We start from the raw sequence: 26977 nt of genomic DNA on the forward strand, positions 1-26977 counted from the left end.
GGAGTTGACGCATGACCCAGGAGTACGACCTGATCGTCATCGGCGGCGGACCGGCCGGCTCTACGGCCGCGACCGCCGTGGCCCGGCGCGGACACCGGGTCCTGCTGCTGGAACGCGAGACCTTCCCGCGCTACCAGATCGGCGAGTCGCTGCTGCCCGCGACGGTCCACGGCCTGTGCCGCATCCTCGGCGTCGCCGACGAGGTCCAGCGGGCCGGCTTCACCCTCAAGCGCGGCGGCACGCTGCGCTGGGGCCGTGACCCGGAGCCGTGGCAGTTCTCCTTCGCCATGACCCCGCGGGTGCCCGAGCCGACCGCGACGGCCTTCCAGGTGGAGCGCTCGCGCTTCGACGAGATCCTGCTGCGGGGGGCCCGGCGGGCCGGCGCCGAGGTCCGCGAGGGCAGCACGGTACGGCGCGTCGTCGCCGACGACGAGCGGGTGCGCGGCGTCGAGTTCACCGACGCCGACGGCAACTCCCGTACGGTGCACGCCCGGTACGTCATCGACGCGTCAGGCAGCACCAGCCGCGTGCACGCCGAGGTCGGCGGTGGCCGGGTGTACTCCGACTTCTTCCGCAACCTGGCCGTGTTCGGCTATGTCGCGGGCGGGGCGCGGCTGCCCGAGCCGAACACCGGCAACATCTTCTGCGCCGCGTTCGACGCGGGCTGGCTGTGGTACATCCCGCTGCGCGACGACCTGACGAGCGTCGGCGCGGTGATCTCACCCGAGCACACGGCGGCCGTGCAGCGGGACGCGCGGGGCACCTGGCGGGACATGATCGACGCGTGCCCGGAGGTGAGCCGCCTGGTCGCGGGGGTCCCCGAGGCGACCGAGGCGCCGTACGACCAGGTGCGGGTGCGCAGGGACTGGTCGTACTGGAAGCAGTCCTTCTGGAGGCCGGGCATGGCGCTGGTCGGCGACGCCGCCTGCTTCGTGGACCCGGTGCTGTCCTCCGGTGTCCATCTGGCCACGTACGGGGCCCTGTTGGCGGCCCGCTCGGTGAACGCGGCGCTGGACGGCAGCGTGCCGGAAGCACGGGGCTTCGCCGCGTTCGAGGAGCGCTACCGGCGCGAGTACCGCGTGTTCTACGAATTCCTCATCGCCTTCTACGACATGGAGCGCAACGAGGACTCCTACTTCTGGTCGGCGAAGAAGATCACCGAGGTGGATCTCGGCGAGGCGGCCGCGTTCGCCGAGCTGGCGGGCGGGCTGGTCTCCCGCGACTCCGTGATGGTCCGCACCGACTGGCACACGGCGGCGGCCCAACTGGACGGCGCCGTGGGCCGGTTGGCGGCCTCCGACGGCCGAGTCAACCCCCTCCTCGCCGCCCCGGTCGTCGGCGAGACCTTCCGGACCGGCAACGACCTCCAGGAGCAGGCCCTTTACGGCGGCCCGCTCGACGGCCCCGGCCCGGCCGCGCCCGGCGGGCTCACGGTCACTCCGGACGGCCTGTCCTGGGCGAAGGGATAGCGGCGACGCCCTGTTGACCTTGCCCGAAGGGGAACCCGCAGCATCGGCGTACCGATGCCTGCGGGAGGGACGAGGGTGCGCGCGCTGTTGATCGACGTACGGCCGTTGCGACGGTCCGGGTTCCGGCGGTTGTGGGCGAGCGGCATGGTGACCACGCTGGGCGCCCAACTGACGGCGCTCGCCGTGCCGATGCAGCTCTACGACCTCACCGGTTCCTCGGCGTACGTGGGGCTCGCCGGGTTCGTCGGGTTCGCTCCGATGGCGCTCGCGGCACTGTGGGGCGGCAGGCTGGCGGACGTACGGGACCGGCGGCGGGTGCTGCTGGCGACCACGGCCGGAATCGCCGTGACGTCGTCGCTGCTGTGGGCGCAGGCGTGGGCACGGCTGGAGTCGGCGGGCGTGCTGCTGGCGCTGGTCGGGGTGCAGCAGGCCCTGTTCGGCGCCCATGCGGCGGTGAGCGGGGCGGTCGTACCCCGGCTGGTACCGCGGGAGTTGCTGCCCGCCGCGAACACGTTGCAGTCGCTGGTGTCCTGGTCGGCCGGGATCGCCGGACCACTGCTGGCCGGGGGCCTGCTGCCGGTGGTCGGGGCCGGCTCGCTGTATCTGGCGGACGCGGCGACGCTCGGCGTCACGCTGTGGGCGGTGTGGCGACTGCCGCCCCTTCCGCCCACCGCCGAACCGGGCACGAGGTGCAGGCAGTTCACGGCGGGTTTCCGGCTGCTCGCCACCCGGCGGGTGCTGCTGGTGGTCTATCTCGCCGACTTCGCGGCCCTGTTCCTGGGCATGCCCGCCGCGCTGTTCCCGCAACTGGCGAGGGAGACGTACCCGGGGGCGAACGTCGGGGTGCTGTACGCGGCGATCTCCGCCGGAGGTGTGCTCGCGGCGCTGTTCTCCGGCGGTTTCACCCGCGCGTCCCGTCACGGGGTCGCGGTCGCCGGGTCGGTGTGCGTGTGGGGGCTGGCGCTGGCCGCGTTCGGGCTGGCCGACTCGCTCACCGTGGCGGTGGGCTGGCTGGTGCTGGCGGGCGGCGCCCTGCTGACACTGGGTGTGTTCCGCAAGTCGGTGCTGCAGTCTGCGGTGCCGGACGGGATGCGGGGCCGCCTCCAGGGCATCGACACCGTGATCGCCGCGGGAGGTCCACGGCTGGGCGACCTCGCGCACGGCGTGGCCGGCGCCTCCGTCGGGGCGACCTGGGCCGTCACCGGCGGCGGGCTGCTGACGGTGACGGCCGGGCTGGCGCTGCTGCTGTCGTTCCCCGACTTCAGACGGCACCGGGCCGCGTGACGGCCGACCGCCGTTCCGGCGGAGGCGGCGTGTCGTAGGTGCAGCCCTGAGCAGCCCTGAGCAGCCCTGTACAAACGCACATGCCATGCTCTGAGCGCCAAGGTTCCGCTCATGCGATGACACGGAAGACTTTCACCTCGCATCTGCGGCATCATTGTCGGCGCGGCCGAGGTCGAGAGGCCGCGATCGGCCCCTCAGGGCTGATGCGAGCGTGCCCGTGAGGACCAGAGGGAGTTGGACCCGTGATGACCCGTTCCGTGCATCGGACCCGCCGGATGGTGCAGGTGACCGGCGTCGGCGCCGCCGCCCTGCTGGCCCTGACCGCCTGCTCGTCCTCCGGCGACGACTCCTCCGCGCAGTCGGGCTCCTCCGCGTCGGACGCCGCCTCCACCTCCGGCAAGCTGTCCGGCGAGGTGACCGTGTTCGCGGCGGCCTCACTGAAGGAGAGCTTCGAGACGCTGGGCAAGGAGTTCGAGCAGGCCCACCCCGGCACGAAGGTCACCTTCAGCTTCGGGGGCTCCGACGCCCTCGCCGCGAGCATCACCGGTGGCGCCCCTGCGGACGTGTTCGCCTCCGCCAGCCCCAAGACGATGAAGATCGTGACGGACGCGGGCGACAACGCCACCGAGCCGGCCACGTTCGTGCGCAACCAGCTGGAGATCGCCACCCTGCCGGGCAACCCCGACAAGGTCGCCTCCCTCAAGGACCTGACGAACCCGGACCTCAAAGTCGTCCTGTGCGACAAGTCGGTACCGTGCGGCGCCGCCGCGGAGACGGCCCTGACCGCGAGCGAGCTGAAGCTCACCCCGGTCTCCTACGAGCAGGACGTCAAGTCCGCCCTCAACAAGGTGGTGCTCAAGGAAGCCGACGCCGCGGTCGTCTACAAGACCGATGTGAAGGCCGCGGGTGACAAGGTGGAGGGCGTGGAGTTCCCCGAGTCCGCCGACGCCGTCAACGACTACCCGATCACCCTGCTGAAGGAGTCGGAGAACACCGGCACCGCCAAGGCGTTCATCGCGCTGGTGCGGTCCGCCGAGGGCCAGAAGGTGTTGACCGCGGCCGGGTTCCTGAAGCCGTGACGTCCACCTCCTCGGGCAAGGGCGACGGCGGCAGGTCCGTGGACGCACGCAGCGGTGGTCCGCGGCGCCGCCCTGTCCGGGCGGGCCGGACCGGGGGTACGAGCCGTTCTGGGGGCGGCGCCCCCCTGCCCCTGCTCGTGCCCGCGCTGATCGGTCTGGCGTTCCTCGTCCTGCCGCTCGTCGCCCTGCTGATCCGGGCCCCCTGGCGCAGCATGCCCCACCTGCTGACCAGCACCGAGGTGTGGCAGGCGCTGCGGTTGTCCCTGGTCTGCGCGACGGCGGCGACCGCGGTGAGCCTGGTGATCGGGGTGCCGCTGGCCTGGCTGCTGGCCCGGGTGGAGTTCCCGGGACGCGGGCTCGTGCGGGCCCTGGTCACCCTGCCGCTCGTCCTGCCGCCGGTTGTCGGCGGTGTGGCGCTGCTGATGGCTCTGGGCCGCAACGGCGTGGTGGGGAAGTGGCTGGACTCCTGGTTCGGGCTCACCCTGCCGTTCACCACCACCGGGGTCGTCATCGCGGAGGCGTTCGTCGCGATGCCGTTCCTGGTGATCAGCGTGGAGGGCACCCTGAGGGCGGCCGACCCGCGCTACGAGGAGGCGGCCACGACCCTCGGCGCCTCCCGCTTCACCGCGTTCCGCCGGGTCACCCTCCCCCTGATCGCCCCCGGCATCGCCGCCGGCGCCGTCCTGGCCTGGGCGCGGGCGCTCGGCGAGTTCGGCGCGACGATCACGTTCGCCGGCAACTTTCCCGGCCGCACCCAGACCATGCCGCTCGCCGTCTACCTGGCCCTCCAGAACGACCCGGAGGCGGCCATCGCCCTCAGCCTGGTGCTGCTCGCCGTGTCGATCGCGGTCCTCGCGGGCCTGCGCGACCGCTGGATGACCGCGAGATGATGACCTCACGGCTGCCGGACGACCACGGGATGCCTGCCGAACGGCTTCCCGACAACCACGGGATGCCCGCCGAACGGCTTCCCGACAACCACGGGATGCCCGCCGAACGGCATCCCGACAACCACGGGATGCCTGCCGACCCGCTGCCGGGCAGCCACCAGACGCCTCCCGAACCGCCCCCGGACGACAGCTGGACGCCCTCATGACCGAGATCCAAGACGCCCGCAGCGACACCGACGCCACCCTGGGCGGTCTCGACGCCCGTCTCGTCGTCGAGCGCGGCGCCTTCCGTCTCGACGTGGCGCTGACGGCGGCCCCCGGCGACGTCGTCGCCCTCCTCGGCCCCAACGGTGCCGGGAAGACCACCGCCCTCCGGGCGCTCGCCGGCCTCGTTCCGCTCTCCGACGGCCACCTCCGCCTGGACGGCGCGGAGTTGGACCGCACGCCCCCGGAGTCCCGCCCGGTCGGCGTGGTCTTCCAGGACTACCTGCTCTTCCCCCACCTCACCGCGCTCGACAACGTGGCCTTCGGCCCCCGCTGCCAGGGCCTCGGCAAGGCGCGGGCCCGCGCCCAGGCCGCCGTGTGGCTGGAGCGCATGGGCCTCGCCGAGCACGCGTCCGCCAAGCCCCGCCGGCTCTCCGGCGGTCAGGCGCAGCGTGTCGCGCTCGCCCGCGCCCTCGCCACGCACCCCCGGCTGCTCCTGCTCGACGAGCCGCTCGCGGCTCTCGACGCCCGCACCCGCCTCGACGTGCGCGCCCAGCTCCGGCACCATCTCGCCGACTTCGAGGCGGTCGCCGTTCTCGTCACGCACGACCCGCTGGACGCGATGGTCCTGGCGGACCATCTCGTCGTCGTCGAGGAGGGCCGGGTCGTCCAGCGCGGTACGCCCGCCGACATCGCCCGCCGTCCGCGTACCGACTACATCGCCCACCTGGTCGGCCTGAACCTCTACCGGGGGCGGGCCGAGGGGCACACGGTCCAGATCGAGAACGGCTCCGCGGTCATGACCTCGGAGGACCTCAGCGGCCCGGTCTTCGTCGCCTTCCCGCCCAGCGCGGTCACCCTGCACCGCGACCGGCCCACCGGGTCCAGCGCCCGCAACCTCTGGCGCTGCGAGGTGACCGGACTGGAGAGCCACGGCGACCAGATCCGCGTCGCGCTCGGGGGCGGATTCCCTTTGGCCGCGGACCTCACCACGGTCGCCGCGGCGGAACTCGACCTCCACACGGGGGCCACGGTCTGGGCGACGGTGAAGGCGGCCCAGACCCACGCCTACCCTGCCTGAGCCGGCTCCGGGACCGCGGCGCTCACCGCGCGGCCGGCGCCACCGGGCTCAGAGATCCAGGAACCCGGTGGATTCGAAGGACAGCATCACGGCCAGGACGACGACGAGCAGAGCGACGTAGGCACGGGAATGGATCCGGTCCGGTACCCGGCCGGCGACGCGGCGCGTCAGCGCGATGGCGGGCAGGGAGCCCAGCAGCAGCGCGGCGCCGGCGGTGAGGTCGACGTAGCCGAGCGGACCGGTACCGGTGGGGGCGAGGACGTAGACGAGGGTGCCGGCCACGGCGACGGGGACGCTGAGCGGGTTCGCCATGGCGGTCGCCTCGGCCATGGGCAGGCCCCTGCGGCGCAGCAGCGGCACCGTCATGACGCTGCCGCCCACCCCCAGGGCGGCGGCCACCAGGCCGATGCCGGTGCCGCCGAAAGTGGTGGTGGCCGGGCCGAGCGGCTTCGGGCTCGTCTCGGGCGACACGGAGAGGAACCCCTTGCGCAGCACGCTGTCGGCGATCGTGACCAGCAGGTAGGCGGCGAACAGCAGGCGCAGCGCGGTACCGCCGAGCAGGGTGGCCGCGAAGGAACCGGCGGCGGCGCCGATGGCGACGTACGCCGCCAGCGGCCAGACGTAGGCGCGTCGCAGGCGGCCCTGACGCCACTGGCCGCGCGTCGCCACGACGGCGTTCACGACCATCACCGCCGCCGACGTCGCCACCGCGACATGCATGGCGTCCGCCGGGTGCACGGCGTCCGCGGGGATCCCCGGACGCGCCGTGGCGGTCAGGACGCCGTAGACGACGGGAACCGTGACGAAGCCACCGCCGAAGCCGAACAGAACGGTCGTCACACCGGTCAGGCAGCCGAAGAACAGGAGGGTGAGGCAGAAGGTCAGCACGGTCACGACGTTAAGGATCATGAGGTATGGCGGGCAATCGATGAATCGCCAGCTTGCTACGCGCAGCGGACACCGGGCGCCTTCCCGCGTAATCTCCCGGCATGCGCAACATCCCCGTCGCGGAGGTGGACCACCTCGACCGTGCCGTCCTCGCCATCGGCACCGACTATCCCGCGGACCACCTGCTGCCCTGGCACGAACACCGCCGGGCCCAGGTCCTGTACGCGGCGACCGGTGTGATGCGGGTCGAGACGGCGGACGGCACCTGGACCGTTCCCACCGCCCGCGCCGTCCTGATCCCGCCAAAGACCAGGCATCAGGTCGCCATGACGGGCGTCAGCACCCGCAGCCTCTACCTCGAACCGGCCGCCGTCCCCTGGTTCCCGGCCCGCTGCCGGGCCGTCGACGTCTCCGCCCTGCTCCGGGAACTGATCCTGGAGGCGGCCGAGTTGGACCCGTACCACCCCGAACACGGCCGTGACGCGGCGCTCACCGCCCTGCTGCTCCACGAGCTCAGGAACCTCGCGCCGCTCCCGCTCGACGTGCCGCTGCCCGTCGAGCCCCGACTGCGCGGCCTGTGCGAGGAGTTCCTCCACAAGCCCGACATCCACGATCCGCCCGCGCGCTGGTGCGCGGCCCTCAACATCAGCGAACGCACCCTCGCCCGCCGGTTCCAGCACGGCACCGGCCTGAACTTCGCCCAGTGGCGGCAGCGCGCCTGTGTCCTGCACTCCCTCCCGCACCTCACCGCGGGCATGCCCGTCACCCGCATCGCGGCCCTGCTGGGCTACGACAACCCCGCCGCCTACACGGCCGCGTTCAGGAAGCTCCTCGGCCGGCCGCCGACGGCGTACCGGAGTCAGGGGGCTTGATCGCCAGAGACACCGGGGCACCCCGTCCCGCCCCCGCTCCCCCTCCCCTTCCCCTCCCACTCCCTCTGCGGCTCCCGCTCCGCTCACCTGAACACCCTTGCCCACAGCCGAGCACACACCTACTCTGACTTTGTGCCGCCAATAAACAAATCCCGATCGCACAACGCCGTGCCGGGCCACACCCGCACCGACCTCACCCGCCTCCGCGCCGCCCTGACGATCTTCTTCGCCCTCGACGGCTTCCTCTTCGCCGGCTGGGTGGTCCGCATCCCCGCGATCAAAGAGCAGACCAACGCCTCCGCCACCACCCTCGGTCTCGCCCTCCTGGGCGTCTCCGCAGGCGCCGTCATCACGATGATCCTCACCGGCCGCCTCTGCCGCCGTTACGGAAACCACCAGGTCACCGTCGCCTGCGCCGTCCTGCTCTGCCTCAGCGTCGCCCTGCCCCCGCTCACCCACTCGCCCGTCGCGCTCGGCGCCGTGCTGCTGGTCTTCGGCAGCGCCTACGGCGGGATCAACGTCGCCTTCAACAGCGCCGCGGTCGACCTGGTGCGCACCCTGCGACGCCCGATCATGCCCAGCTTCCACGCCGCCTTCAGCCTCGGCGGCATGATCGGCGCCGGGCTGGGGGCGCTGCTCGCCGGAGTGCTCTCCGCCACCCAGCACCTGGTCGGCCTCACCGTCTTCGGGCTGCTCGTCACACTGCCGGCGGGGCGCACGCTGCTGCGCATCCCCGCCCCCACTCCACCGGACAGCGCCCCACGCGCGGAGTCCCGGCCGCCGCGCCGCCCCGCACCCCGTACCCGCGCTCTCGTGATCACCTTCGGTGTCATCGCCCTGTGCACCGCCTACGGCGAAGGCGCCCTGGCCGACTGGAGCGCGCTGCACCTGGAACAGGACCTGGACACCACGCCCGGTATGGCCGCCGCCGGTTACTCGTGCTTCGCGCTCGCCATGACCCTGGGCCGCCTGACCGGCACAAGGCTGCTCGAACGGCTCGGGCAGACCCGCACCCTGGTGGCCGGCGGGACGACCGCCGCGCTCGGCATGCTGCTCGGCGCCCTCGCCCCCGTCCTGTGGATCGTGCTCCTCGGCTTCGTCGTCACGGGGCTGGGGCTGGCCAACCTCTTCCCGGTCGCCATCGAGCGCGCGGGCACCCTCGCCGGGCCCGACGGCGTCGCCGTCGCCTCCACCCTCGGTTACGGAGGCATGCTCCTCGGACCGCCCGCCATCGGTTTCATGGCCGACTGGTTCTCCCTGTCCGTCGCCCTCACCAGTGTGGCGGTGCTGGCCGCCACGGCGGCCGCCGTCGCGCTCCTCACGCACCGGGCGACCCAGCGCTGACCACGCGGCCGGTCGCGTCCACCGATCGGTGGACGCGAAGTTCAACCGAGCACCTCTGTCTGCCAACCGCCCTGGTCAGCAAGGCTTTTGGGCATGAAATCATTCACTGTGCGCATGGCGCGCTGGAGTGCCCGGCACCCCTGGCGGGCGGTTGTCGGCTGGTTCGTGTTCGTGGTGCTGTGCCTGGGGCTCGGCAGTGCCGTCGGCACCCACAGCGCGACCACGGCCGACTACCGGGTCGGTGAGGCCGGGCGGGCGGAGGCGATGGCCGCCGAGGGGCACTTGGAGCGCCGGTCGACCGAGCAGGTACTGATCTCCTCCCGGTCAGGGGCACTCGACCGAGGCACTGCCGGGGCCGCCGCGCGGGACCTGACCGCCCGGATGCGTGCACTGCCCGAAGTGGCGGGAGTGGCCGAGCCGTTGCTGTCGAAGGACCGGCGGATCCTCCTGGTCGAGGTGGCCCTGAAGGGCGAGGAACGGGACGCCAAGGACAAGGTCGACGCGCTGGTGGCCCAGACCGAGGCCGTGGCAAGAACCTATCCGGGGCTGCTGCTGCAGGAGACCGGGTCGCCCTCGATCAGCAAGGGCGTCGACCAGCAGCGCAGCGACGATCTGGCGCTCTCGGAGAAGATCACGCTCCCCGTCACCCTGCTCACCCTCCTCGTCGTCTTCGGGTCGGTGACCATGGCGGGGGTGCCGTTGCTGCTCGCCCTGTCGTCCATCGCGGCGGCCGTCGGGCTGTCGATGGTGGTCTCCCATCTCTCTCCCGATGCCGGGGTCGGCACGAACGTCATCCTGATGATCGGGCTCGCGGTCGGCGTCGACTACACGCTCTTCCACCTCAAGCGGGAGCGCGAGGAGCGCGCCCGCGCGGGCGGACGGCTGAGTTCCGAGGCGCTGGTGGAGCTGGCCGCCGCCACCTCGGGCCGGGCCGTCGTGATCTCCGGACTCGCGGTGGTGGCCTCCACCGCGACGCTCTACCTCGCCTCCGACGTCATCTTCTCCTCGCTCGCCACCGGCACCATCGTGGTCGTCCTGGTCGCGGTGGCCAGTTCCCTGACGGCGCTGCCCGCCCTGCTGGTCCTCCTCGGGAAGCGCCAGGAACGCCGGGCGCGACGCCGTGCCGAGCGCGGAGAGCCGGTGCGCCGCACGCGGGGCGAGGGCGGCAGCCGGACGTGGAACGCACTGCTGCGGCCGGCCAGTCGGCACCCGCTGGCCACCCTGTGCGTCTCCGTCCTCGCCCTGCTCGCGCTCGTCACCCCGCTGGCCGGCCTGAAGATCACGGAGATGAGCCGGGACACCCACTCCCGTGACATCCCCGCCATGCGGGTCTACGACCGCCTCAACGAGGCGTTCCCCGCACAACGGGTCACCCACCAGGTCGTCGTACGGGCCGCCGCCGCCCGCTCCGCCGAGGTGGCCGGGGCACTGCGCGAGCTGGCCCGCCGCGCCGACGCCGATCCCCTGTTCGCCGGCTCCTCGCGCGTCCGGACATCCGCCGACCACCGGATCAGCACCTTGGAACTGAAGGTGCCCCACCTGGGCAACTCCCGGCAGGCGTACGACTCCCTCGACCAGCTGCGGGACACCTATCTGCCCGCGACCGTCGGCCGGATCGCCGGGGCGGAGTTCGGGGTGAGCGGGGACGTCGCCCGGTACACCGACTATCCCGCGCACCAGAACAGCAAACTCCCCCTGGTTCTCGGCGCGTTGCTGCTGGTGACCTTCGCCATGACCGTGTACGCGTTCCGCTCGGTGGTGCTGGGCGTGATCGGTGTCGTCCTGAATCTGCTGTCCGCCGCGGCCTCTCTCGGGCTGCTCGTCCTGGTCTTCCAAGGGACGTGGGCCGAGGGGGTGTTGGACTTCCACTCCACGGGCTCGATCGGGTCACGCGTACCGCTGTTCCTCTTCGTGATCCTCTTCGGGCTCTCGATGGACTACCAGGTGTTCGTGGTGAGCCGCATCCGGGAGGCCGTGCTCGCGGGCGTGTCGACGCGGCAGGCCGTGCTGGACGGGATCCGCCGGTCGGCGAGCGTGGTGACCAGTGCGGCGGTGGTGATGACGACCGTGTTCGTGAGTTTCGTCTTCCTGCACATCATCGAGATGAAGCAGATCGGGTTCGTGCTCGCGGTGGCTGTGCTGCTGGACGCGTTCGTCGTGCGGATCATGGTGCTGCCGGCCGCGATGCTGCTGCTCGGTGAGGCGAGTTGGTGGCCCTCGCGGGCGGCGCGGCGGACCCCGGCGGTACCGGCGCGATTCCCCGACGGGCGAGCGGTGGTCGACGTACGTTGATCGGTATGACTGCTCTCGCCGACCCCCTGGCCGACGCCTTCTGGGCCCGATCACTGCGCCGCTGGAACACGGTGTGCTGGGCGCTGTTCGGCGCGATGGCCGTCGGACTGGTGCTGGCCGCCCCGCCCGGTGGGAGCACGTACCGGGCGCTGGCGCTGCTGGGGTGCGTGGTGCTGTGCTACGCGGTGCTCGACCGCTTCCCGGAGAATCCCGTCGTACGCCCACGGGTCTATCTGTCGGTGCTCGTGCTCGCGCTGGGCGGACTGGCGTATCTGGGCGGCAGTTACGCGGCGCTGTTCATGGTGACGCTGCCGCACTACTGGATGTTCGGGCGCACCCCGAGGATCTCGATGGGGTTCCTGGGGGTGGCCGCCGCGACCACGCTCACCGGGGCGCTGGTCCGGGAGGGCTGGTCGGCCCAGTACGTCGGCGAGACGATGGTGTCCGTCCTCATCGTGGTCGCGGTGGGTGTGCTGATCGGGCTGTGGGCGCACTCGGTCGTGGCGCAGAGCAGCGAACGGGCGCGGCTGATCGAGGAGTTGGAGCGAACCCAGGCCGAACTCTCCGCAGCGCACCAGCGTCAGGGGGCGGCGGACGAGCGGGAGCGCATCGCACGTGACATCCATGACACCCTCGCCCAGGGCTTCGCGTCGATCATCGTGCTGGCGGAGGCGGCGCGGGCGGGCCTGTCGGACGATCCGGTGCGCAGCACTCAGCAGTTGCGCTCGATCGAGTCCACCGCCCGGGAAAACCTCGCCGAGGCACGCGAGTTGGTGGCCTCGGCGGGACGGACGGGGCCGGGCCGGGTGGCGTCCGGCTCGGTGGCGCAGACCTTGCGCCGCACGCTGGACCGTTTCGCGGAGGACACCGGACTCGCCGTGGACAGCGACCTCGCCGACCTCGACTGCGACCAGCAGACCCGGATCGCGCTGCTGCGCTGCACCCAGGAGTCGCTGGCCAACGTGCGCCGGCACGCGCGGGCGACCACGGTCGGGGTGGTGCTGGCGCGGCGGCCGTACGGGGTGGAGCTGGAAGTCACCGACGACGGGACCGGGTTCGTGGTGGAGGAGTCGACGGGCTTCGGCCTCGACGGCATGCGCAGACGACTGGCGGAACTGGGCGGGAGGCTCACGGTGACGAGTTCGGTGGGCGACGGTACACGCGTCCTGGCGACGATCCCTCTGCCGGCGGACGAGACCGACGAGGCCCTCGACGCCTTCGGGGTCGAGGCATGAGCGCGGGACGTCTGCGCATCGTCGTGGTGGACGACCACACCGTGATGCGGGCCGGAGTGATCGCCCTGCTCGCCGGCGAGGACAGCATCGAGATCGTCGGCGAGGCGGGCGACGGACGCGCGGCACTGGCGCTGGTGGAGCGCCACGACCCCGATGTGGCCCTGGTGGATCTGCGGATGCCGATCCTGGACGGGGTGGCGACGACGACCGAGATCGTCGGCCGGTACCCGCGCACCCGGGTGCTGATCCTGACGACGTACGACACCGACGCGGACATCGAACGCGGCGTGGAGGCCGGTGCCATCGGCTATCTGCTCAAGGACACCACGCGCGAGCAGCTCGTGGACGCCGTCCACGCCGCGGCGCGCGGCGAGACGGTGCTGGCTCCCCGGGTGGCCGAGAAGCTGGTCGCCCGGATGCGGCGTCCCGCCCACGAGCCGCTGACCGACCGCGAGACCGAGGTCCTGAGCGCGGTGGCCGACGGCCTCACCAATGCCGAGATCGGCAGACGCCTCGTCATCGGCGAGGCGACCGTGAAGACGCACCTGCTGCGCCTGTTCGCCAAGCTCGACGTGAACGACCGGACGAGGGCGGTGGTGGTGGCCATGGAACGGGGGCTGCTACGACGTCCTTAGACGCCGTTTCTTTTGGTGTGATTGGGGCTACCGGGGCTATGCGTCGGCCCATCCCGCAGTGTTCGAGTAGGACTCGTAGGAGTAGCGGGTGTTGCGGTCCCACTCGTCACCAGTGATGCGTCTGTATGCCTCGTCTGGTACGTAGAGCAGGCTCTCTGCCCAGATGAGGTCTCGGGCGTACGGAGCAAAGAGCTGCGGATCGCGAAGCGTTGCTTCGTAGGTTTCACGGCCGGCGGCCACGATGGCTGCGCGGGTGTAGAGGAAGCTGTCGCTCGACAGGTCGTGTCCGTACTCCTTGCGATCCAGCCGGTAGAGCGCCCATGACAGCTGTTCGGCGAACGCGATGACAGTCGCCAGCGGTCCAGCGGAGAGACGGCTTGTCAATGTCGCGGCCAGTTGTTCGGCGTCCGGGTCGGACGTGGACGGTGTGCAGTCGTCGATGAGCTGCCAGAAGGCGTTCTCGTTCATGGGCAGAGCATGACGGATGGCTGTGACAGCGGCGGGGCGGCGCCTGTCCACCGTTCCACCGGGGCGCGCTCTACCTGACGAGACGGCGATGGCAGATGAGGGCTGCTGCGATGCCGACGAAGGCGAGGAAGTGATCGGCCTTGCGTTCGTAGCGCCGGTGCAGGCGGCGGCATCCGGCCAGCCAGGACACCGTGCGCTCGACGACCCACCGGTGCTGCCCAAGCCGCTGGGACGAGTCGATGCCCTTGCGGGCAATCCGGTGGCGGATGCCTCTCTCCCGGAGCCATCTCCGCAGGTGGTCGTAGTCGTAGCCCTTGTCGGCATGAAGCTTGGCTGGCCGTCGGCGCCGCGGCCCCCGGCGGGAGCGGATGGGAGGGATCCCGCGCACGAGCGGCTTCAGCCCCAGGCTGTCGTGGGTGTTGGCAGCGGAGATTCCGAGGGACAGGGGCAGCCCATTCCGGTCGGTGACCAGGTGGATCTTCGATCCGCTCTTGCCTCGGTCGGTCGGATTCGGTCCGGTCAGTGGCCCCCTTTTGCCGCTCTGAGGCTGACGGAGTCGATCGCGCACCGCGACCAGTCCAACTTGCCGCGGGCGCCGAGCTCGTCCAGGAGGACGCGGTGGAGCCTGGCCCACACACGATCCCGGCTCCACTGGGCGAAACGTCGGTAGACGGTGGGCCAGGCAGGGCCGAAGACCGGCGGCAGCTGTCGCCAGGTGCAGCCCGAGGTGGCCACGAAAATGATCGCGGCCAGTGCTTCGCGGTCACCTGCTCGAGCTCGCCCACCGCCCTGAGGGCGCTTGACCTCTGAAGGCGGCACTACCCGCCGGAACAGCACCCACAACTCGTCTGGAACTAACCGCTCAACCAGGTCTCCCACGAAGCATTCAACGACCCGCAGGTACCAAAAGAAACGGCGTCTATGTGGAAGGGGTCCCTGAGTTTCGAGACCCCGATGCTCTGGGCCACCGGCTTCCTGATCACCTTCGTCTTCGGTGGTCTGACGGGAGTGATGCTGGCGTCGCCGCCCATCGACTTCGCGGTCTCCGACTCGTACTTCGTCGTCGCCCACTTCCACTACGTCGTCTTCGGCACGGTCGTCTTCGCGATGTTCTCCGGCTTCCACTTCTGGTGGCCGAAGTTCACCGGCAAGATGCTCGACGAGCGCCTCGGCAAGGTCACGTTCTGGACGCTGTTCATCGGCTTCCACGGCACGTTCCTGGTCCAGCACTGGCTGGGGGTGAACGGCATGCAGCGGCGGATTCCCGACTATCTGGCGGTGGAGGGCCTGACCCCGCTCAACACCCTGTCGAGCATCTTCTCGCTGGTGCTGGGCGCCTCGCTCCTGCCGTTCTTCTACAACGTGTGGAAGACGGCCAAGTACGGCAAGCCGGTGGAGGCGGACGACCCGTGGGGTTACGGACGTTCCCTGGAGTGGGCGACCAGTTGTCCCCCGCCGCGGCACAACTTCGTCACCCTGCCCCGTATCCGCAGCGAGTCCCCCGCCTACGACCTGCACCACGCACCGTCTCCGGCCCGGGAGCTGACGGCGTCGTGAGGGACACCTTCCTCAACGACATCGAGGGCCACCTGCTGCTCACGGCGACGCGCCAGGAGGGCCGTACGGCCGCCGAGCGTTTCACCGCACCGCTGCACTGGCTGACGGACACGCAGCGCGCCGATCTGGAAGGCCGCTTCGAGGCGGAGTACCTCGCACTCGCCCGCGCCTCCTGGCAGCGCACCGCGGTGCGGGCCGGGAGCCTGCGGGACGAGTACGAGGCGAGATACCGCGCGCTGCGCCGACGGCTGCTGGCGGGCGTGCTGCTGGGCGGTGTGCTGGCCGTCGGCGCCCTCACCCTGTGTCTGGCCTGACTGCGCATCCGCTTCTGGTTGTTCTGGCCGTTGCAGTCCCAGATGACGACCTTGGTGCCGTTGGCGGTGCCGAGGTTGCAGGCGTCCAGGCACTTGCTGCCGTACAGCACGAGTCTCTTGCGGGAAGTGTACGTCCGCTGCTGGTTCTGCCCGCCGTTGCAGTCCCACAGCTCGGCCTGGGTGCCGTTGGTGACGGTGCTGTCGAAGACGTCGGGGCAGCGGCTGGACTGGGTGCCGACGACGAAGGTGGTGTCGCCGTCCGGCAGGGCGGGCCGCCCGCCGACGGTCGCGTCAGGCTCCCGGACGCCACCCCACCGGCCGCAGGATCGCCAGCAGTTGCCGTACGAGTTCCTCCACGGCCTCCTCCAGTGTCGCCTCCACCCACCCCGCGCTCCAGTCGTGCAGCAGGCCGTTGACGGCGCCGATGAACGCCGTGGCGGGGAGGCGGTAGTCCCGGGGCGCCGCCTCGCCGCGCGCCACGGCCGCGTTCGCCTCGGCGCACAGCAGCTCGACCCAGCGTGCGCGGCGGGCCAGGCGCTGTTCCTCCAGGCGCGGACTGACCCCGATGATCTCGACGAAGGTGATGCGCACCCGGCGCGGGTCGCCGGTGACGTCGGCGGCGTAGGCGCGGAAGATCGCGGCGACGCGGTCGACCAGCGGGAGGTCGGCCGCGTCGCCCACCGCCGCGAGGACCGCCTGCTCCGCCCAGTCGTTGACCTGGAGGTGCAGGGCGGCGAGGACGTCCTCCAGGGTGCGGAACTCCTCGTAGAACTGCCGGGTGGACAGCCCCGCGGCCTCGCTGAGCGCGGCCACCGTGGTGTTGCGGTAGCCCGGGGTGTCGCCGAACAGCTGGAGCGCTGCGTCCAGGAAACGCCGGCGCCGCTCCGCCTGCCGTTCCTCGGCGGTCTTGCCGCCGTAGCGGCCGGTCGGCGCCTTGAGCCTGCCCGCCACGGTCACCTCCGTTGATCGTTCCGCCGGCCCGCCAATTTTGTCGTGCGCGCGGTCTTGTGGACAGGGCGCCGCTTCCTTACTTTTCAGTAAGTTGACTCTGAAAGCACCTGTGTTCAGTTTTCGAGAGCCGCGTTTCCGAGCCCTGCCTTGGCATGTCCTACTCATGAACCCCACTCAGAGGAGAGAGCCGTCATGCCTGCCTTCAGACCCCGGCATCTGTGCGCCCTGGCCGCCGCCGTCGTCCTGACCGCCACCGCCCCCGCGACCGCCGCCTCCGCCGCCGACGCCGCCGCCCTGCGCGAGGTGCTGTTCGTCGGCAACAACTGGGACGGCACCGCCGACGTCCTCAAGTCCAGCGGCGATCTCGCGAAGATCGGCCGCATCAACGTCATCCCCGACAAGGACGCGCGGATGGCGGAGATCAACGCCGATCCGATCAAGTGGATCTACTTCATGGCGATCCGCAACGGTGTCGGCGAGGGCCACGACCAGTTCGTCGACGACATGTACACCACGCCGGACGGCACCTCGGTCGTCGTCTCGCGGCCCAGCTTCGCCGACGTCGTCTCGATCGACCTGGCCACCGGGAAGATCAACTGGCGTTTCGCCGTGTCCGGTTACCGCTCGGACCACATGGCGGTCTCCCCCGACGGCACCCGGGTGGCGGTGTCCGCCTCGACCGCCAACACCGTGCACGTCCTGGACATCGACACCGGCAAGCAGCTCGGCAAGTTCGCCACCGGCGACAAGCCGCACGAGAACATCTTCAGCAAGGACGGCAAGTACCTCTACAACATGGCGATCGGTGACGTGAACACCGACACCGACGCCCCGTGGCTGGACTGGACGAAGGGCGACCGGCACATCACGGTCGTCGACGCGACGACGTACCAGCAGGTCAGGACCATCGACATGCGGCCGAAACTGGACGCGCTCGGCCTCAAGGACTACTCCGACGCGGTCCGCCCGGCCGTGTTCTCCCCGGACGAGTCCAAGCTGTACTTCCAGGTGTCGTTCTTCAACGGCTTCTTCGAGTACGACCTCGCCACGGACAAGATCACCCGGATGAAGACGCTGCCGAAGAACCCCGCGACCAGCGACGACCGCACCACGTACGTCAACGACTCGCGCCACCACGGTCTTTCGATGAGCCCGGACGGCTCCAAACTGTGTGTCGCGGGGACGATGGACGACTACGCGACCGTCGTCAACCGCAGCACGCTCCAGGAGGGCCCGCTGGTCACCGCGTCCAAGCCGTACTGGGCGACGGTCAGCGGCGACGGCAAGAGCTGCGTCATCTCCGAGAGCGGCGCCGACCAGGTCACCGCGATCGACTTCGCCACCGGGCAGAAGACGGTGTCGGTGCCGGTGGGCGACCACCCCCAGCGGGTGCGGCTCGGGCACGTGGCCGCGGACTGGACCGGCCCGGCCTCCTGACCCTCAGCCCGTGAGCCGCCGCACCGCCTTCCGTGCCTGCCCCGCGCCGTCCTCCGCCGCCAGGTGCCGGGCGGCGGTCGCGGCGGCGCGGGCACAGGACTGTTCCCGGGGGACGCGGGTGAGCGCCTCGGCGAGTCTCCCGGCGGTGAGGGAGGCGAAGGGGATCGGGGACGTGGCGGCGCCGAGCGCCGCCGGCCGCCGGCCGCCGCGCCCAGAACGGCTGGTCCGCCGTCACCGGTACCGCAGGGGGCGACGTCACCGCGCGATCCGGCGGCGGCGATCACGATCCTCGTGCCGCGTCCTCCGGTGCCGGGCCACGGGCGGCGTTGGCGTGCACGGCCTTGGCCAAGTAGGCGGCCAGGCCCGGTCGTTGTTGCGACGGGGGGACGACGACGGCGAAGGCGCGCGGGTCGGCCACGAAGTCGTCCGCGATCCGCCGGTGCATGGCGGGCGGGCAGGTGGTGAACCAGCGGGTGATGTGCTGCCGGTGCTCCTCGGCGAGGTCCATGACCGCCGGGCCGTCGCCGGGCTCGCCCGCCTCGAAGGCCGCGAGCAGCCGTTCGCGCCACTCCCCGGCCTCGCTCATCGCCCGCCGCCAGTCCTCCTTGGTGTGGGCGGCGGCCCGCGCCATGGCCTCGCGCTGTCCTTCCGAATCGGCCCACTTCACCTGCCGTTCGGTGGCGTAGCTGAGGTCGAAGCCGATCTCGCCGAAGACCTCGAAGCGTTCCTGCGGGGTGAGGGTCACGCCGGTCTGCTGGACCTCGATGGCCCGTTCGGCGACCTCGGAGAGGCACTGGAGGCGGGCGATCTCCTCGCTCAGCTGCCGTTGCCGGGCCCGTAGCTGGTCCAGGACGTCGGCCTGCGGGTCCGCCAGGATCGCGGCGATCTCGTCGAGCGGGAAGCCGAGTTCGCGGTAGAAGAGGATCTGCTGGAGCCGGGCCAGGTCCGTCTCCTCGTAGAGACGGTAGCCGGCCCGGCTGCGGGTACTGGGCGTGAGGAGGCCGGTCCGGTCGTAGTGATGGAGCGTGCGCACCGTCACTCCGGCCCAGGACGCGACCTGCCGCACGGAGTAGCTCATTGACCTGCCCTTTCGTCGGGGTCCAGCTTCAACCCTGACGCAGGGAGAGGGTCAAGCGAACTTCTGCGCCAGCCAGGCCGACAGTTCGGACTTCGCGGCGTTCAGCACGGCCGCGGAGGGCGCGGTGGCGCCGTTGGTGACCAGTGCGTAGTGCAGCGTGCCGGAGTCCGTGTCGGTGAGCAGCAGCCGCCGGCTGCCCGTGCCGCCCGGTTCCAGGGCTGTGCCGACGGGGGTCGAGGACGTGTGGGCGGGCGGGGCGTGGGCCGTGCCCAGGTCGGAGACGACCGTGGTCGTGGCGGTGGGGAAGGAGGCGGGCAGGTGGAGTTCGGTGGGGGCGGTGCCGCTGCCCGAGCGCCACACCAGCAGTCCGTACTGTCCCGAGCCCACCAGTGAGGACACGTTCGGCAGCGAGCTCGGCACGGGGTTCCAGGTCAGGGTGGTGGAGCCGTCGCGGGAGCGGTCCTCGTAGGTGAAGGCGAGCGTGCTGCCGGAGGTGGCGCTCGGGTAGAGGCGGTCGAGGAGCCTGGCGTCCTGACGGAGCGTCACCGTGCCGTTGTCGTCGAGGCGTACGGCGGAGAGGTCCTCGTCGTTCCAGGCGTCCCCGCCGGTCCGCACCTTGTCGGGGTTGCCGTTCATCAGCTCGCTGTGGCGGCCGTTGTAGATGTCCCACTGCCACTGGGAGCCGGACAGCACCGGGCCCGAACCGGACGGCGAGGTCCACCAGTTGGCGCCCTTCACCCGGGAGTCGAGGGCCTGGTACATCGCCTTCAGGACGGTCGGCGCCTTGCCCGCGGTGGTGCCGTCGAGGGGGTGGCCGAACTCGCTGACGATCGCGGTGGTGCCGAGCGCCGAGGCGCGGTCCCGGACGGCGCCGAAGTCGCTCACGTACTGGCCGTCCGAGGCGTTGCCCCACATCAGGATGCCGGAGATGGCCTTCTGGTCGTAGAAGTGGGTGTTGAAGACGTACCGGGAGCCGAGGGTGCCCGCGTCGAGGAGGCCGCCCTCCTCCTTGCTGACGTTGCCGTTCCAGAAGAGATTCGGCTCGACGAGGGCGGGCTTGTCCTGCCAGCCGGCCGCGTCCATCCGGGCGCGGAACCGCACGTAGAAGGGCCACAGCAGGTCGCGTTCCCAACTGCGGCTGGCCTGCCCGGAGTCGTAGGTGCCGGCGTAGGGCTCGTTGTAGGGGTCGAAGCCGATGACGCCCGCGAACTCCTCGGTGGTGAGGTTCTGCCTGAGATACGTCATGACCTTCTGGGCCGTGGCGAGGAAAGCGTCCTGGAGGCCGTGGGCGTTGTGCCAGAAGTCGTACTGGGCGGCCTTCACCGCGCCGTTCTGGGTGATGTTCTGGCCCCACAGGAAGCAGATGCCGCAGGACTCGTCCGGGTAATCGCCGAGCTCCACGGCCCACTTGGGGGCGCCGTCGCCCGTGTACCAGCTGTCCTCGTCGAAGAGGTACCGGGAGTACAGGTCCTGGTGGAAGTCGGGGTAGACGCGGATGCCCGCGTCCAGGAAGGCGCGCATCTGCGCGGTGGCGGCGGCCAGGTACGCGGTGTCGACCTGGCCCTGCACGGGTTCGGCGTAGGCCCAGGAGAGCAGGAAGCGGACGGAGTTGCCGCCGCCGAGGGTGCGCAGGGCCTTCGCCGACTTCTGGGCGTCGGCGACCGAGGCGAAGGGCAGGCCGTGGTTCTCGTCGAGCTTGGTCTCGCCGGAGACGTTGTAGCCGCGCAGCACGACCTCACGGCCGGCCGCGTCCACGAAGCGGCCGCCGGACACCGTGAGCGCCGTGCCGTCGAAGGGGAGGGAGTCGGGGACGGTGGCCGCGGTGGCGGACGGGGAGCCCGCCACCGTCAGGAAACCGCAGAGTCCGCTAAGGACAACCAGAACAGCCAGCAGACGCGCCCGGATATTCGGCATGTTCACTACAGTCCGGTGATATCAGGACACCGTCAATACCTTCTGACTCATGAGTAAGTCTCAGGTTTTCCACGCTCTTCCGCCCCACTAACCCCTTCGGCCCGTTACGTTCAGCAGGTACTCCTTGCGGTCGAGCGGGTTGTGGTCGGTGCGCGGACGCTCGGGGACGGTCTCTCCGCCCGCGACCGGCGCGTAGTCCTCGAAGGCGCTCCCCCACTCGCCCTCCCCGCGGGTCAGTCCCGGCAGGCGCTGTTCGAGGGCGTGCACCCGGGCCGCCGGAACGACTCCTTCCAGCACGCACAGCGCACCCCGCGTCTCGGTGGTCTCCGGCACCGCACGCGCCGCGGACAGCATCGGCAGCAGCGCGCCCAGCGTGTCCGCCGGGGCCTCCAGACGGAAGCGGTGCATCGGCTCGTACACCCGCGTCCCCGCCCGGCGCAGCGCCTCGACCAGGACCAGCGGGGTCAGGCCGCGGAAGTCCGCGCCGGTGCTGGACATGCTCTTGTCGAAGCCCTGGTGGGCGTGGCTCTGCCGGGGCCAGTAGCCGGAGTGGGTCATGGTGACCGCGCAGTCGGCGACCTGCCAGCCGTGCAGCCCCTGGGCGAGGGTCTCGCGGACGGTGTCCTCGACCGCCCGGAAGAAGGCGTACGGCATCGCGCCCAGCTCCACCTCCAGGCCGAAGGTGACGCCGGTGCCGGGCGGGGCCGGATCGACGCGCAGCCCGACGGTGGCGAGGAACGGGTTCGCGTCCTTCTTGATGAACTCGGCGGCGGCGCCCGTGCCCACCGGGCGTTCGACGCACAGCGGCGTGGTCTCCCGGAAGGCGACGGCGAGCCCGAACTCCTCGGCGAGGGTGGCCTCGATGACCTCCTTCTGGACCTCGCCGTAGAGGGAGACGGACAGCTCCTGCCGCACCTCGTCGTGGCGCAGGCCGATCAGCGGGTCCTGCTCGGCGAGCCGGCCGAGGGCGATGTGCAGGGCCCTGCGGTCGGTGCCCGGGCCGGGGACGACCACGGTCTCCAGGGTGGGCGGCGCGAAGAAGTGCCCGTGGGCCTTGCGGGGTTCGCCGAGCGGGTCGCCGATCCTGATGTCGCCGAGCCCCCACAGCCGGGCGATGCGCCCCGCCGGGACGCCGTCCTCGCGGACGTCCGTGCCGTGGTCGAAGACGCTGACCGCGGTGACCCGGCCCTCCCGGCGACCGCCTCCGCCACGGGCCTCCCCGAAGGGGACGCGGTCACGGACGCGCAGGGTCCCGGAGAACATCCGCGCATAGGCGACCTTCTCCCCCGCCGGCCCCCGCTCGACCTTGAACACGCTCCCGGAGACCGGCCCTTCGGGGTCGCCGTCGGCGCCGGGCAGCAACTCCGCGATGCCGGCGATCAGTTCGGGCACACCGGCACCGGTGACGGCCGAGCCGAAGTACACGGGGTGGACGAGGGCCTGCCGGGTCTGCGCGACCAGGGCGGCACGCACCCGGTCCGCCGCGAGCGACCCGTCGACGTACGCGGCGAGCAACTCCTCGTCCTGCTCGGCGAGGACGTCGGCCGCCACCGGGCCGGGCTCGAAGGCGGCCTCGCGGGTGCCGAGTCCGACGGCCCGCCCCATCGGCACGAGCGCCGGTGTGAGCCGCTCGGCGAGGGCGTCGAGGACGCTCCCGTAGCGCGCCCCGCGCCGGTCGATCTTGTTGACGAAGATCAGCGTGGGAATGCGCAGCCGCTGCAACGTCCGCATCAGGACGCGGGTCTGCGCCTGGACGCCCTCGACGGCGGAGACGACCAGGACGACGCCGTCCAGCACCCCGAGGACCCGCTCCACCTCGGCGATGAAGTCCGGGTGGCCGGGGGTGTCGATGAGGTTGACGGTGACGTCGTCGACCGGGAAGGAGACCACGGCCGACTTGATGGTGATGCCGCGCCGCCGTTCCAGCGCGAGGGTGTCGGTCTGCGTACTGCCGGCGTCGACGCTGCCAATCTCGTCGATCACCCCGACCGAGTGCAGCAGCCGCTCGGTCAGGCTGGTCTTACCGGCGTCGACATGGGCGAGAATTCCGAGGTTGAGCAAGTGCACGAAGCGTCATGTCCTTCGAGGAGGGGTTCATTCCTACTGGGGTGGACATGCGTGCAGGGCGCACTACTGCTCTCCTTCATCGATCGCCGACCGGTCTCCCGCAGTGCAGCAGAACCACGCGCGGGACGCCAACGGATTAACGCTCAACAAACCCCCGCCGCGGCCCTCGCCCCCTCCCCCGGCCAGTCCTAGAGTGACGCCCATCACGTCCGGTGTTTCCTGGGAGGGCACATGACCCGTGTCTCGGTGAAGGTGGACGGAACGAACTACGAGGACGAGGTGGAACCCCGCCTCCTGCTGATCCACTACCTGCGTGACCGCCTCGGCCTGACCGGGACGCCGATCGGCTGCGACACCTCCAACTGCGGGGCCTGCACGGTCGACCTGGACGGCGAGAGCGTCAAGAGCTGCTCGGTCCTCGCCGTCCAGGCGGACGGGAGCGAGGTGACCACCGTCCAGGGGCTCGCCGACGGGAACGGGGAGTGGAGCGGCCTCCAGCGCGCCTTCCACGAACGGCACGCGCTCCAGTGCGGCTACTGCACACCGGGGATGATCATGGCCGCGCGCGACCTGCTGCGGGACAACCCCACACCCACCTCGGACGAGGTGCGCCACGCCCTCGAGGGCAACCTGTGCCGCTGCACGGGCTACCAGAACATCGTGCGCGCGGTCCTCGCCGCCTCCGGTCAGGAGGCCGGCACATGAGCGGCACCGTCGAGCGGGAGGTCGGCCGGGCCCGCCCCCGCAAGGAGGACGCCCGGCTGGTCACCGGACAGACCACGTGGACCGACAACATCGCCGTCAACGGACTGCTCCACCTGGCGATCCTGCGCAGCCCCATGGCGCATGCCCGCATCGACCGCGTCGACGTGGCCCCCGCGCTCGAACGCCCCGGCGTGGTCGCGGCGTTCAGCGGCGCCGACCTCGCGGAGGGTCTGGGGTCGCTGCCCTGCGCGTGGCCGGTGACCGAGGACATCGTGCTGCCCGACCACCCGCCGATCGCGGGCGACGAGGTGCGCCACGCGGGCGACCCGGTGGCCGTCGTGGTGGCCCGCGACCGGTACGCGGCGGCCGACGCCCTGGAGGCGATCGAGGTCGACTACACGCCGCTCCCCCCGGTCCTCGACCTGGCGGCGGCCCTGGCCGGGAACAGCCCCCTGGTCCACGCCGACAAGGGCACCAACCGCTGCTACGACTGGCCGTTGAAGGCCGGCGAGGACTTCGCGGCCGTCCGGCAGCGCGCCGAGGTGACGCTCAAGCGCCGCTACCACCAGCAGCGCCTCATCCCCAACGCGATGGAGCCGCGCGCCGTCGTGGTCACCCCGCTCACCGCGTCCGGCGAGTACACCCTCCACTCCTCCACCCAGATCCCGCACATCCTGCGGATCATGCTGGCCGTGGTCACCGGGATACCCGAGCACAAACTCCGGGTCGTCGCCCCCGACGTGGGCGGCGGCTTCGGCTCCAAGCTCCAGGTCTACGGCGAGGAGGCCCTCGCCCTCGCGGTCGCCCGCCGCCTCGGCCGCCCGGTGAAGTGGACGGAGTCCCGCAGCGAGGGCTATCTGGCCACCCACCACGGCCGCGGCATGATCCAGGACATCGAGATCGCCGCGAACCGCGACGGCACCCTGCTCGGCCTCAAGGCCGACCTGCTCGTCGACATGGGCGCCTATCTGATGCTCGTCACGCCGGGCATCCCGATCCTGGGCGCGTTCATGTACCCGGGGATCTACAAGATGTCCTCCTACGAGCTCAACGTCACGGGCGTCTTCACGACCCGGACCCCGACCGACGCCTACCGGGGCGCCGGACGCCCGGAGGCGACGTACGCCATCGAACGGATCATGGACGAGCTGGCCGCCGAACTCGGCCTCGATCCAGTGGAGTTGCGGCGCCGCAACTGGATCCGGCACGAGGAGTTCCCGTACACGACGGTCGCGGGCCTGACGTACGACAGCGGCAACTACGAGGCCGCGACCGAGAAGGCGCTCGCCCTGTTCGACTACGACAAGCTGCGCGCCGAGCAGGCCGACCGCAATCACCGGGGCGACACGGTCCGTCTGGGCATCGGGGTGTCGACGTACACCGAGATGTGCGGGCTCGCCCCGAGCCGGGTGCTCAGGGATCTGCGCTACGCGGCCGGCGGCTGGGAGGCGGCGGCCGTCCGCATGCTGCCGACCGGCAAGGTCGAGGTGGTCACCGGCACCAGCCCGCACGGCCAGGGCCATGTGACCTGCTGGAGCCAGATCGCCGCCGACGTGCTGGGCGTGCCGTTCGAGGACGTCGAGGTCGTCCACGGCGACACCCGGGCGGCCCCGCAGGGCATGGACACCTACGGCTCGCGGTCGCTCGTCGTGGGCGGGACGGCCGTGCACCATGCGGCGCTGAAGGTGGTGGACAAGGCCCGGAGGATCGCCGCGCATCTGCTCGAAGCGAGCGAGCGGGACCTGGAGTTCACCGACGGCGTCTTCTCGGTGAAGGGCTCGCCGGACGCCCGCAGGACCATCCAGGAGGTCGCCTTCGAGACCTTCACCTCGCACGACCTGCCCGACGGCCTGGTGCCCACCATCAACGCCGAGCACCTGGTCGACCCGGACAACTTCTCCTACCCGCACGGCACCCACCTGTGCGCGGTCGAGGTCGACACCGAGACCGGGCAGACCCGGATCAGGTCGTACGTCTGCGTCGACGACGTCGGCCGGGTCGTCAACCCGACGATCGTCGAAGGACAGGTGCACGGCGGCCTCGCGCAGGGCATCGCGCAGGCACTGTACGAGGAGGCGGTCTACGACGACGAGGGCAACCTGGTCTCGGGCACGATGGCCGACTATCTCGTGCCCTCGGCGGCGGACCTGCCGGACTTCGTGACGGACCGGACGGAGACGCCGGCCACCTCGAACCCCCTGGGGGTGAAGGGCGTCGGCGAGGCCGGGACGATCGCCTCCACGCCCGCCGTCGTCAACGCGATCGTGGACGCGCTGCGTCCGCTGGGCGTGCGCGACGTGCGGATGCCCTGCACACCCGAGCGGGTCTGGCGAGCGGTCAGGGAGGCCTCGCGATGATTCCCCCGGCATTCGACTACGCCCGCCCGGCCGGCGTCGACGAGGCGGTGCGCGTGCTCGCCGACGCCGGTGAGGACGCCAAGGTGCTGGCCGGCGGGCAGAGCCTGCTGCCGCTGCTGCGGCTCCGGCTGGCCTTCCCCGAACTGGTCGTGGACGTCGGTCGCATCCCCGAGCTGCGCGGGGTCCGCGAGGACGGCGACACGCTCGTCATCGGCGCGCTGACCACGCACCACGACGTGCTCCGCGACCCGCTGGTCCGCCGCCACGCGGGCCTGCTCGCCGCCGCCACGGCGACCGTCGCCGATCCGGCCGCACGGCATCGCGGGACCCTCGGCGGCGCCCTCGCGCACGCCGACCCGGCCGGTGACCTGCCCGCGGTGGTGCTGGCGATGGACGGCGAGCTGGTGGCGCAGGGACCGGGTGGCCGACGCACTGTCCCCGCCCGGGAGTTCTTCGTCGACTACCTCCAATCCGCGCTGGAGCCGGACGAGTTGCTCGTCGAGGTGCGGGTTCCGAAGGCGGACGGCTGGGGCTTCCACTACGAGAAGTTCCACCGGGTCGCCCAGTCGTGGGCGATCGTCGGCGTGGCCGCGCTCGTCCGGCGCGACAACGGCCGGGTCGCCGAGGCACGCATCGGGCTGACCAACATGGGCACGACCCCGCTGCGGGCCACGGCCACCGAGGCTGCCCTCGCCGGTGCCGGGGACGCGGCGGCAGTGGCGCGGGCCGCGGAGTCGGCGGCGGCCGGGACCCGGCCGTCCCAGGACACGTCGGCGTCACCGGAGTACCGGGCCCATCTGGCACGGGTGCTGACCGGGCGCGCGGTGCTGGCCGCCGCCGGGATGGGGTGAGCGGC

General features: G+C 71.4%; 23 protein-coding genes and 3 pseudogenes. 17 read left to right on the forward strand and 9 right to left on the reverse strand.

Annotated elements, in window-relative coordinates; translation table 11 throughout:
• Positions 1-11: 11 nt before the first annotated feature.
• The 6 genes from DI272_RS05630 to DI272_RS05655 all read left to right on the forward strand — a co-directional run bounded on the left by DI272_RS05630 (position 12) and on the right by DI272_RS05655 (position 6007).
• Entirely contained in the window at positions 12-1469 is a 1458-nt protein-coding gene (locus DI272_RS05630) for a tryptophan 7-halogenase (protein WP_109494039.1), read from the forward strand.
• A gap of 75 nt (positions 1470-1544) precedes the next feature.
• A complete protein-coding gene (locus tag DI272_RS05635) occupies positions 1545-2753 on the forward strand; it encodes an MFS transporter (RefSeq protein ID WP_258314472.1) in 1209 nt (402 codons plus the stop codon).
• A 245-nt stretch (positions 2754-2998) separates the two neighbouring features.
• Positions 2999-3832 (forward strand): molybdate ABC transporter substrate-binding protein, encoded by an 834-nt coding sequence (gene modA, locus DI272_RS05640; RefSeq protein ID WP_109494040.1) that lies wholly within the window; start codon positions 2999-3001, stop codon positions 3830-3832.
• Positions 3829-4722, forward strand: a complete 894-nt coding sequence (gene modB, locus DI272_RS05645; protein ID WP_109494041.1) for a molybdate ABC transporter permease subunit — start codon at positions 3829-3831, stop codon at positions 4720-4722. Before modA ends, modB begins: the two co-directional genes overlap by 4 nt.
• Entirely contained in the window at positions 4719-4928 is a 210-nt protein-coding gene (locus DI272_RS05650) for a hypothetical protein (protein ID WP_109494042.1), read from the forward strand. Before modB ends, DI272_RS05650 begins: the two co-directional genes overlap by 4 nt.
• On the forward strand, positions 4925-6007 hold the full coding sequence (locus DI272_RS05655; RefSeq protein ID WP_109494043.1) for an ABC transporter ATP-binding protein: 1083 nt from the start codon (positions 4925-4927) through the stop codon (positions 6005-6007). The genes DI272_RS05650 and DI272_RS05655 overlap by 4 nt, the downstream gene beginning before the upstream one ends.
• Before the next feature lie 48 nt (positions 6008-6055).
• On the opposite strand, the gene DI272_RS05660 is transcribed toward DI272_RS05655, so the two are convergent.
• On the reverse strand, positions 6056-6895 hold the full coding sequence (locus DI272_RS05660) for a sulfite exporter TauE/SafE family protein (RefSeq protein ID WP_219933889.1): 840 nt from the start codon (positions 6893-6895) through the stop codon (positions 6056-6058).
• Positions 6896-6996: 101 nt separating this feature from the next.
• Between DI272_RS05660 and DI272_RS05665 the strand changes: the two genes are divergently transcribed.
• The 5 genes from DI272_RS05665 (at position 6997) to DI272_RS05685 (ending at position 13273) form a co-directional block, all read left to right on the forward strand.
• On the forward strand, positions 6997-7767 hold the full coding sequence (locus tag DI272_RS05665; protein ID WP_109494045.1) for a helix-turn-helix transcriptional regulator: 771 nt from the start codon (positions 6997-6999) through the stop codon (positions 7765-7767).
• 168 nt (positions 7768-7935) lie between these two features.
• Entirely contained in the window at positions 7936-9111 is a 1176-nt protein-coding gene (locus DI272_RS05670) for an MFS transporter (RefSeq protein WP_109494046.1), read from the forward strand.
• A gap of 93 nt (positions 9112-9204) precedes the next feature.
• On the forward strand, positions 9205-11403 hold the full coding sequence (locus tag DI272_RS05675; protein ID WP_109494047.1) for an MMPL family transporter: 2199 nt from the start codon (positions 9205-9207) through the stop codon (positions 11401-11403).
• A 5-nt stretch (positions 11404-11408) separates the two neighbouring features.
• Positions 11409-12638 (forward strand): sensor histidine kinase, encoded by a 1230-nt coding sequence (locus DI272_RS05680; protein WP_181387096.1) that lies wholly within the window; start codon positions 11409-11411, stop codon positions 12636-12638.
• Positions 12635-13273 carry a response regulator transcription factor gene (locus tag DI272_RS05685; protein WP_109494048.1) on the forward strand — a complete coding sequence of 213 codons (639 nt, stop codon included), beginning with the start codon at positions 12635-12637 and terminating at the stop codon, positions 13271-13273. Before DI272_RS05680 ends, DI272_RS05685 begins: the two co-directional genes overlap by 4 nt.
• Before the next feature lie 36 nt (positions 13274-13309).
• Here DI272_RS05685 and DI272_RS05690 read toward each other — a convergent pair whose 3' ends face one another.
• Positions 13310-13741, reverse strand: coding sequence for a DUF4240 domain-containing protein (locus DI272_RS05690; RefSeq protein ID WP_109500701.1), 432 nt, complete (start codon positions 13739-13741; stop codon positions 13310-13312).
• A 70-nt stretch (positions 13742-13811) separates the two neighbouring features.
• A protein-coding gene (locus tag DI272_RS05695) for an IS5 family transposase (RefSeq protein ID WP_181387513.1) occupies positions 13812-14611 on the reverse strand; the annotation gives its coding sequence in 2 pieces (ribosomal slippage) (positions 13812-14263 and positions 14263-14611; 801 coding nt in all).
• A 48-nt stretch (positions 14612-14659) separates the two neighbouring features.
• Between DI272_RS05695 and DI272_RS05700 the strand changes: the two are divergent.
• Both DI272_RS05700 and DI272_RS05705 read left to right on the forward strand, forming a co-directional pair.
• A pseudogene (locus tag DI272_RS05700) lies at positions 14660-15298 on the forward strand (cbb3-type cytochrome c oxidase subunit I); the annotation flags it as partial.
• Positions 15295-15612: a hypothetical protein gene (locus tag DI272_RS05705; protein WP_109494050.1), complete on the forward strand. Its 318-nt coding sequence runs from the start codon at positions 15295-15297 to the stop codon at positions 15610-15612. The pseudogene DI272_RS05700 and the gene DI272_RS05705, both read left to right, overlap by 4 nt.
• An 11-nt stretch (positions 15613-15623) precedes the next feature.
• Here DI272_RS05705 and DI272_RS05710 read toward each other — a convergent pair.
• Positions 15624-15878: pseudogene (locus DI272_RS05710) on the reverse strand (ricin-type beta-trefoil lectin domain protein); the annotation flags it as partial.
• A gap of 25 nt (positions 15879-15903) precedes the next feature.
• Positions 15904-16563, reverse strand: coding sequence for a TetR/AcrR family transcriptional regulator (locus DI272_RS05715; protein ID WP_109494051.1), 660 nt, complete (start codon positions 16561-16563; stop codon positions 15904-15906).
• Positions 16564-16755: 192 nt separating this feature from the next.
• Between DI272_RS05715 and DI272_RS05720 the strand changes: the two genes are divergently transcribed.
• A complete protein-coding gene (locus tag DI272_RS05720) occupies positions 16756-18000 on the forward strand; it encodes a YncE family protein (protein WP_109494052.1) in 1245 nt (414 codons plus the stop codon).
• A gap of 3 nt (positions 18001-18003) precedes the next feature.
• Here DI272_RS05720 and DI272_RS45130 read toward each other — a convergent pair.
• From DI272_RS45130 to DI272_RS05735, 4 genes and pseudogenes are all read right to left on the reverse strand, one after another.
• Positions 18004-18265: pseudogene (locus DI272_RS45130) on the reverse strand (glycosyltransferase); the annotation flags it as partial.
• Positions 18266-18280: 15 nt separating this feature from the next.
• A complete protein-coding gene (locus DI272_RS05725) occupies positions 18281-19078 on the reverse strand; it encodes a MerR family transcriptional regulator (RefSeq protein WP_109494053.1) in 798 nt (265 codons plus the stop codon).
• 51 nt (positions 19079-19129) lie between these two features.
• Positions 19130-20992 (reverse strand): cellulase family glycosylhydrolase, encoded by a 1863-nt coding sequence (locus tag DI272_RS05730; RefSeq protein WP_109500702.1) that lies wholly within the window; start codon positions 20990-20992, stop codon positions 19130-19132.
• Between the two features lie 87 nt (positions 20993-21079).
• Positions 21080-23059, reverse strand: a complete 1980-nt coding sequence (locus DI272_RS05735) for a translation factor GTPase family protein (protein ID WP_109494054.1) — start codon at positions 23057-23059, stop codon at positions 21080-21082.
• A gap of 231 nt (positions 23060-23290) precedes the next feature.
• On the opposite strand from DI272_RS05735, the gene DI272_RS05740 reads away from it, so the two are divergent.
• From DI272_RS05740 to DI272_RS05750, 3 genes are read left to right on the forward strand one after another with little or no spacing between them, the layout of a single operon-like run.
• Positions 23291-23764, forward strand: a complete 474-nt coding sequence (locus DI272_RS05740) for a (2Fe-2S)-binding protein (protein ID WP_109494055.1) — start codon at positions 23291-23293, stop codon at positions 23762-23764.
• Positions 23761-26121, forward strand: a complete 2361-nt coding sequence (locus DI272_RS05745; RefSeq protein WP_109494056.1) for a xanthine dehydrogenase family protein molybdopterin-binding subunit — start codon at positions 23761-23763, stop codon at positions 26119-26121. The genes DI272_RS05740 and DI272_RS05745 overlap by 4 nt, the downstream gene beginning before the upstream one ends.
• Positions 26118-26972 (forward strand): xanthine dehydrogenase family protein subunit M, encoded by an 855-nt coding sequence (locus tag DI272_RS05750; RefSeq protein WP_109494057.1) that lies wholly within the window; start codon positions 26118-26120, stop codon positions 26970-26972. The genes DI272_RS05745 and DI272_RS05750 overlap by 4 nt, the downstream gene beginning before the upstream one ends.
• Positions 26973-26977 lie beyond the last annotated feature (5 nt).

It is taken from the genome of Streptomyces sp. Act143 (assembly GCF_003143935.1).
Taxonomy (GTDB): domain Bacteria; phylum Actinomycetota; class Actinomycetes; order Streptomycetales; family Streptomycetaceae; genus Streptomyces.

What these genes read in the sequence shown, in the direction of transcription:
- DI272_RS05740 (WP_109494055.1), top strand. Translation starts at nt 23,291, where the DNA reads ATGACCCGTGTCTCGGTGAAGGTGGACGGAACGAACTACGAGGACGAG.
- DI272_RS05630 (WP_109494039.1), top strand. Translation starts at nt 12, where the DNA reads ATGACCCAGGAGTACGACCTGATCGTCATCGGCGGCGGACCGGCCGGC.
- DI272_RS05655 (WP_109494043.1), top strand. Translation starts at nt 4,925, where the DNA reads ATGACCGAGATCCAAGACGCCCGCAGCGACACCGACGCCACCCTGGGC.
- DI272_RS05680 (WP_181387096.1), top strand. Translation starts at nt 11,409, where the DNA reads ATGACTGCTCTCGCCGACCCCCTGGCCGACGCCTTCTGGGCCCGATCA.
- modA (WP_109494040.1), top strand. Translation starts at nt 2,999, where the DNA reads ATGACCCGTTCCGTGCATCGGACCCGCCGGATGGTGCAGGTGACCGGC.
- DI272_RS05650 (WP_109494042.1), top strand. Translation starts at nt 4,719, where the DNA reads ATGATGACCTCACGGCTGCCGGACGACCACGGGATGCCTGCCGAACGG.
- DI272_RS05730 (WP_109500702.1), bottom strand. Translation starts at nt 20,992, where the DNA reads ATGCCGAATATCCGGGCGCGTCTGCTGGCTGTTCTGGTTGTCCTTAGC.
- DI272_RS05690 (WP_109500701.1), bottom strand. Translation starts at nt 13,741, where the DNA reads ATGAACGAGAACGCCTTCTGGCAGCTCATCGACGACTGCACACCGTCC.
- DI272_RS05725 (WP_109494053.1), bottom strand. Translation starts at nt 19,078, where the DNA reads ATGAGCTACTCCGTGCGGCAGGTCGCGTCCTGGGCCGGAGTGACGGTG.
- DI272_RS05675 (WP_109494047.1), top strand. Translation starts at nt 9,205, where the DNA reads ATGAAATCATTCACTGTGCGCATGGCGCGCTGGAGTGCCCGGCACCCC.
- DI272_RS05685 (WP_109494048.1), top strand. Translation starts at nt 12,635, where the DNA reads ATGAGCGCGGGACGTCTGCGCATCGTCGTGGTGGACGACCACACCGTG.
- DI272_RS05750 (WP_109494057.1), top strand. Translation starts at nt 26,118, where the DNA reads ATGATTCCCCCGGCATTCGACTACGCCCGCCCGGCCGGCGTCGACGAG.
- DI272_RS05720 (WP_109494052.1), top strand. Translation starts at nt 16,756, where the DNA reads ATGCCTGCCTTCAGACCCCGGCATCTGTGCGCCCTGGCCGCCGCCGTC.
- DI272_RS05745 (WP_109494056.1), top strand. Translation starts at nt 23,761, where the DNA reads ATGAGCGGCACCGTCGAGCGGGAGGTCGGCCGGGCCCGCCCCCGCAAG.
- DI272_RS05665 (WP_109494045.1), top strand. Translation starts at nt 6,997, where the DNA reads ATGCGCAACATCCCCGTCGCGGAGGTGGACCACCTCGACCGTGCCGTC.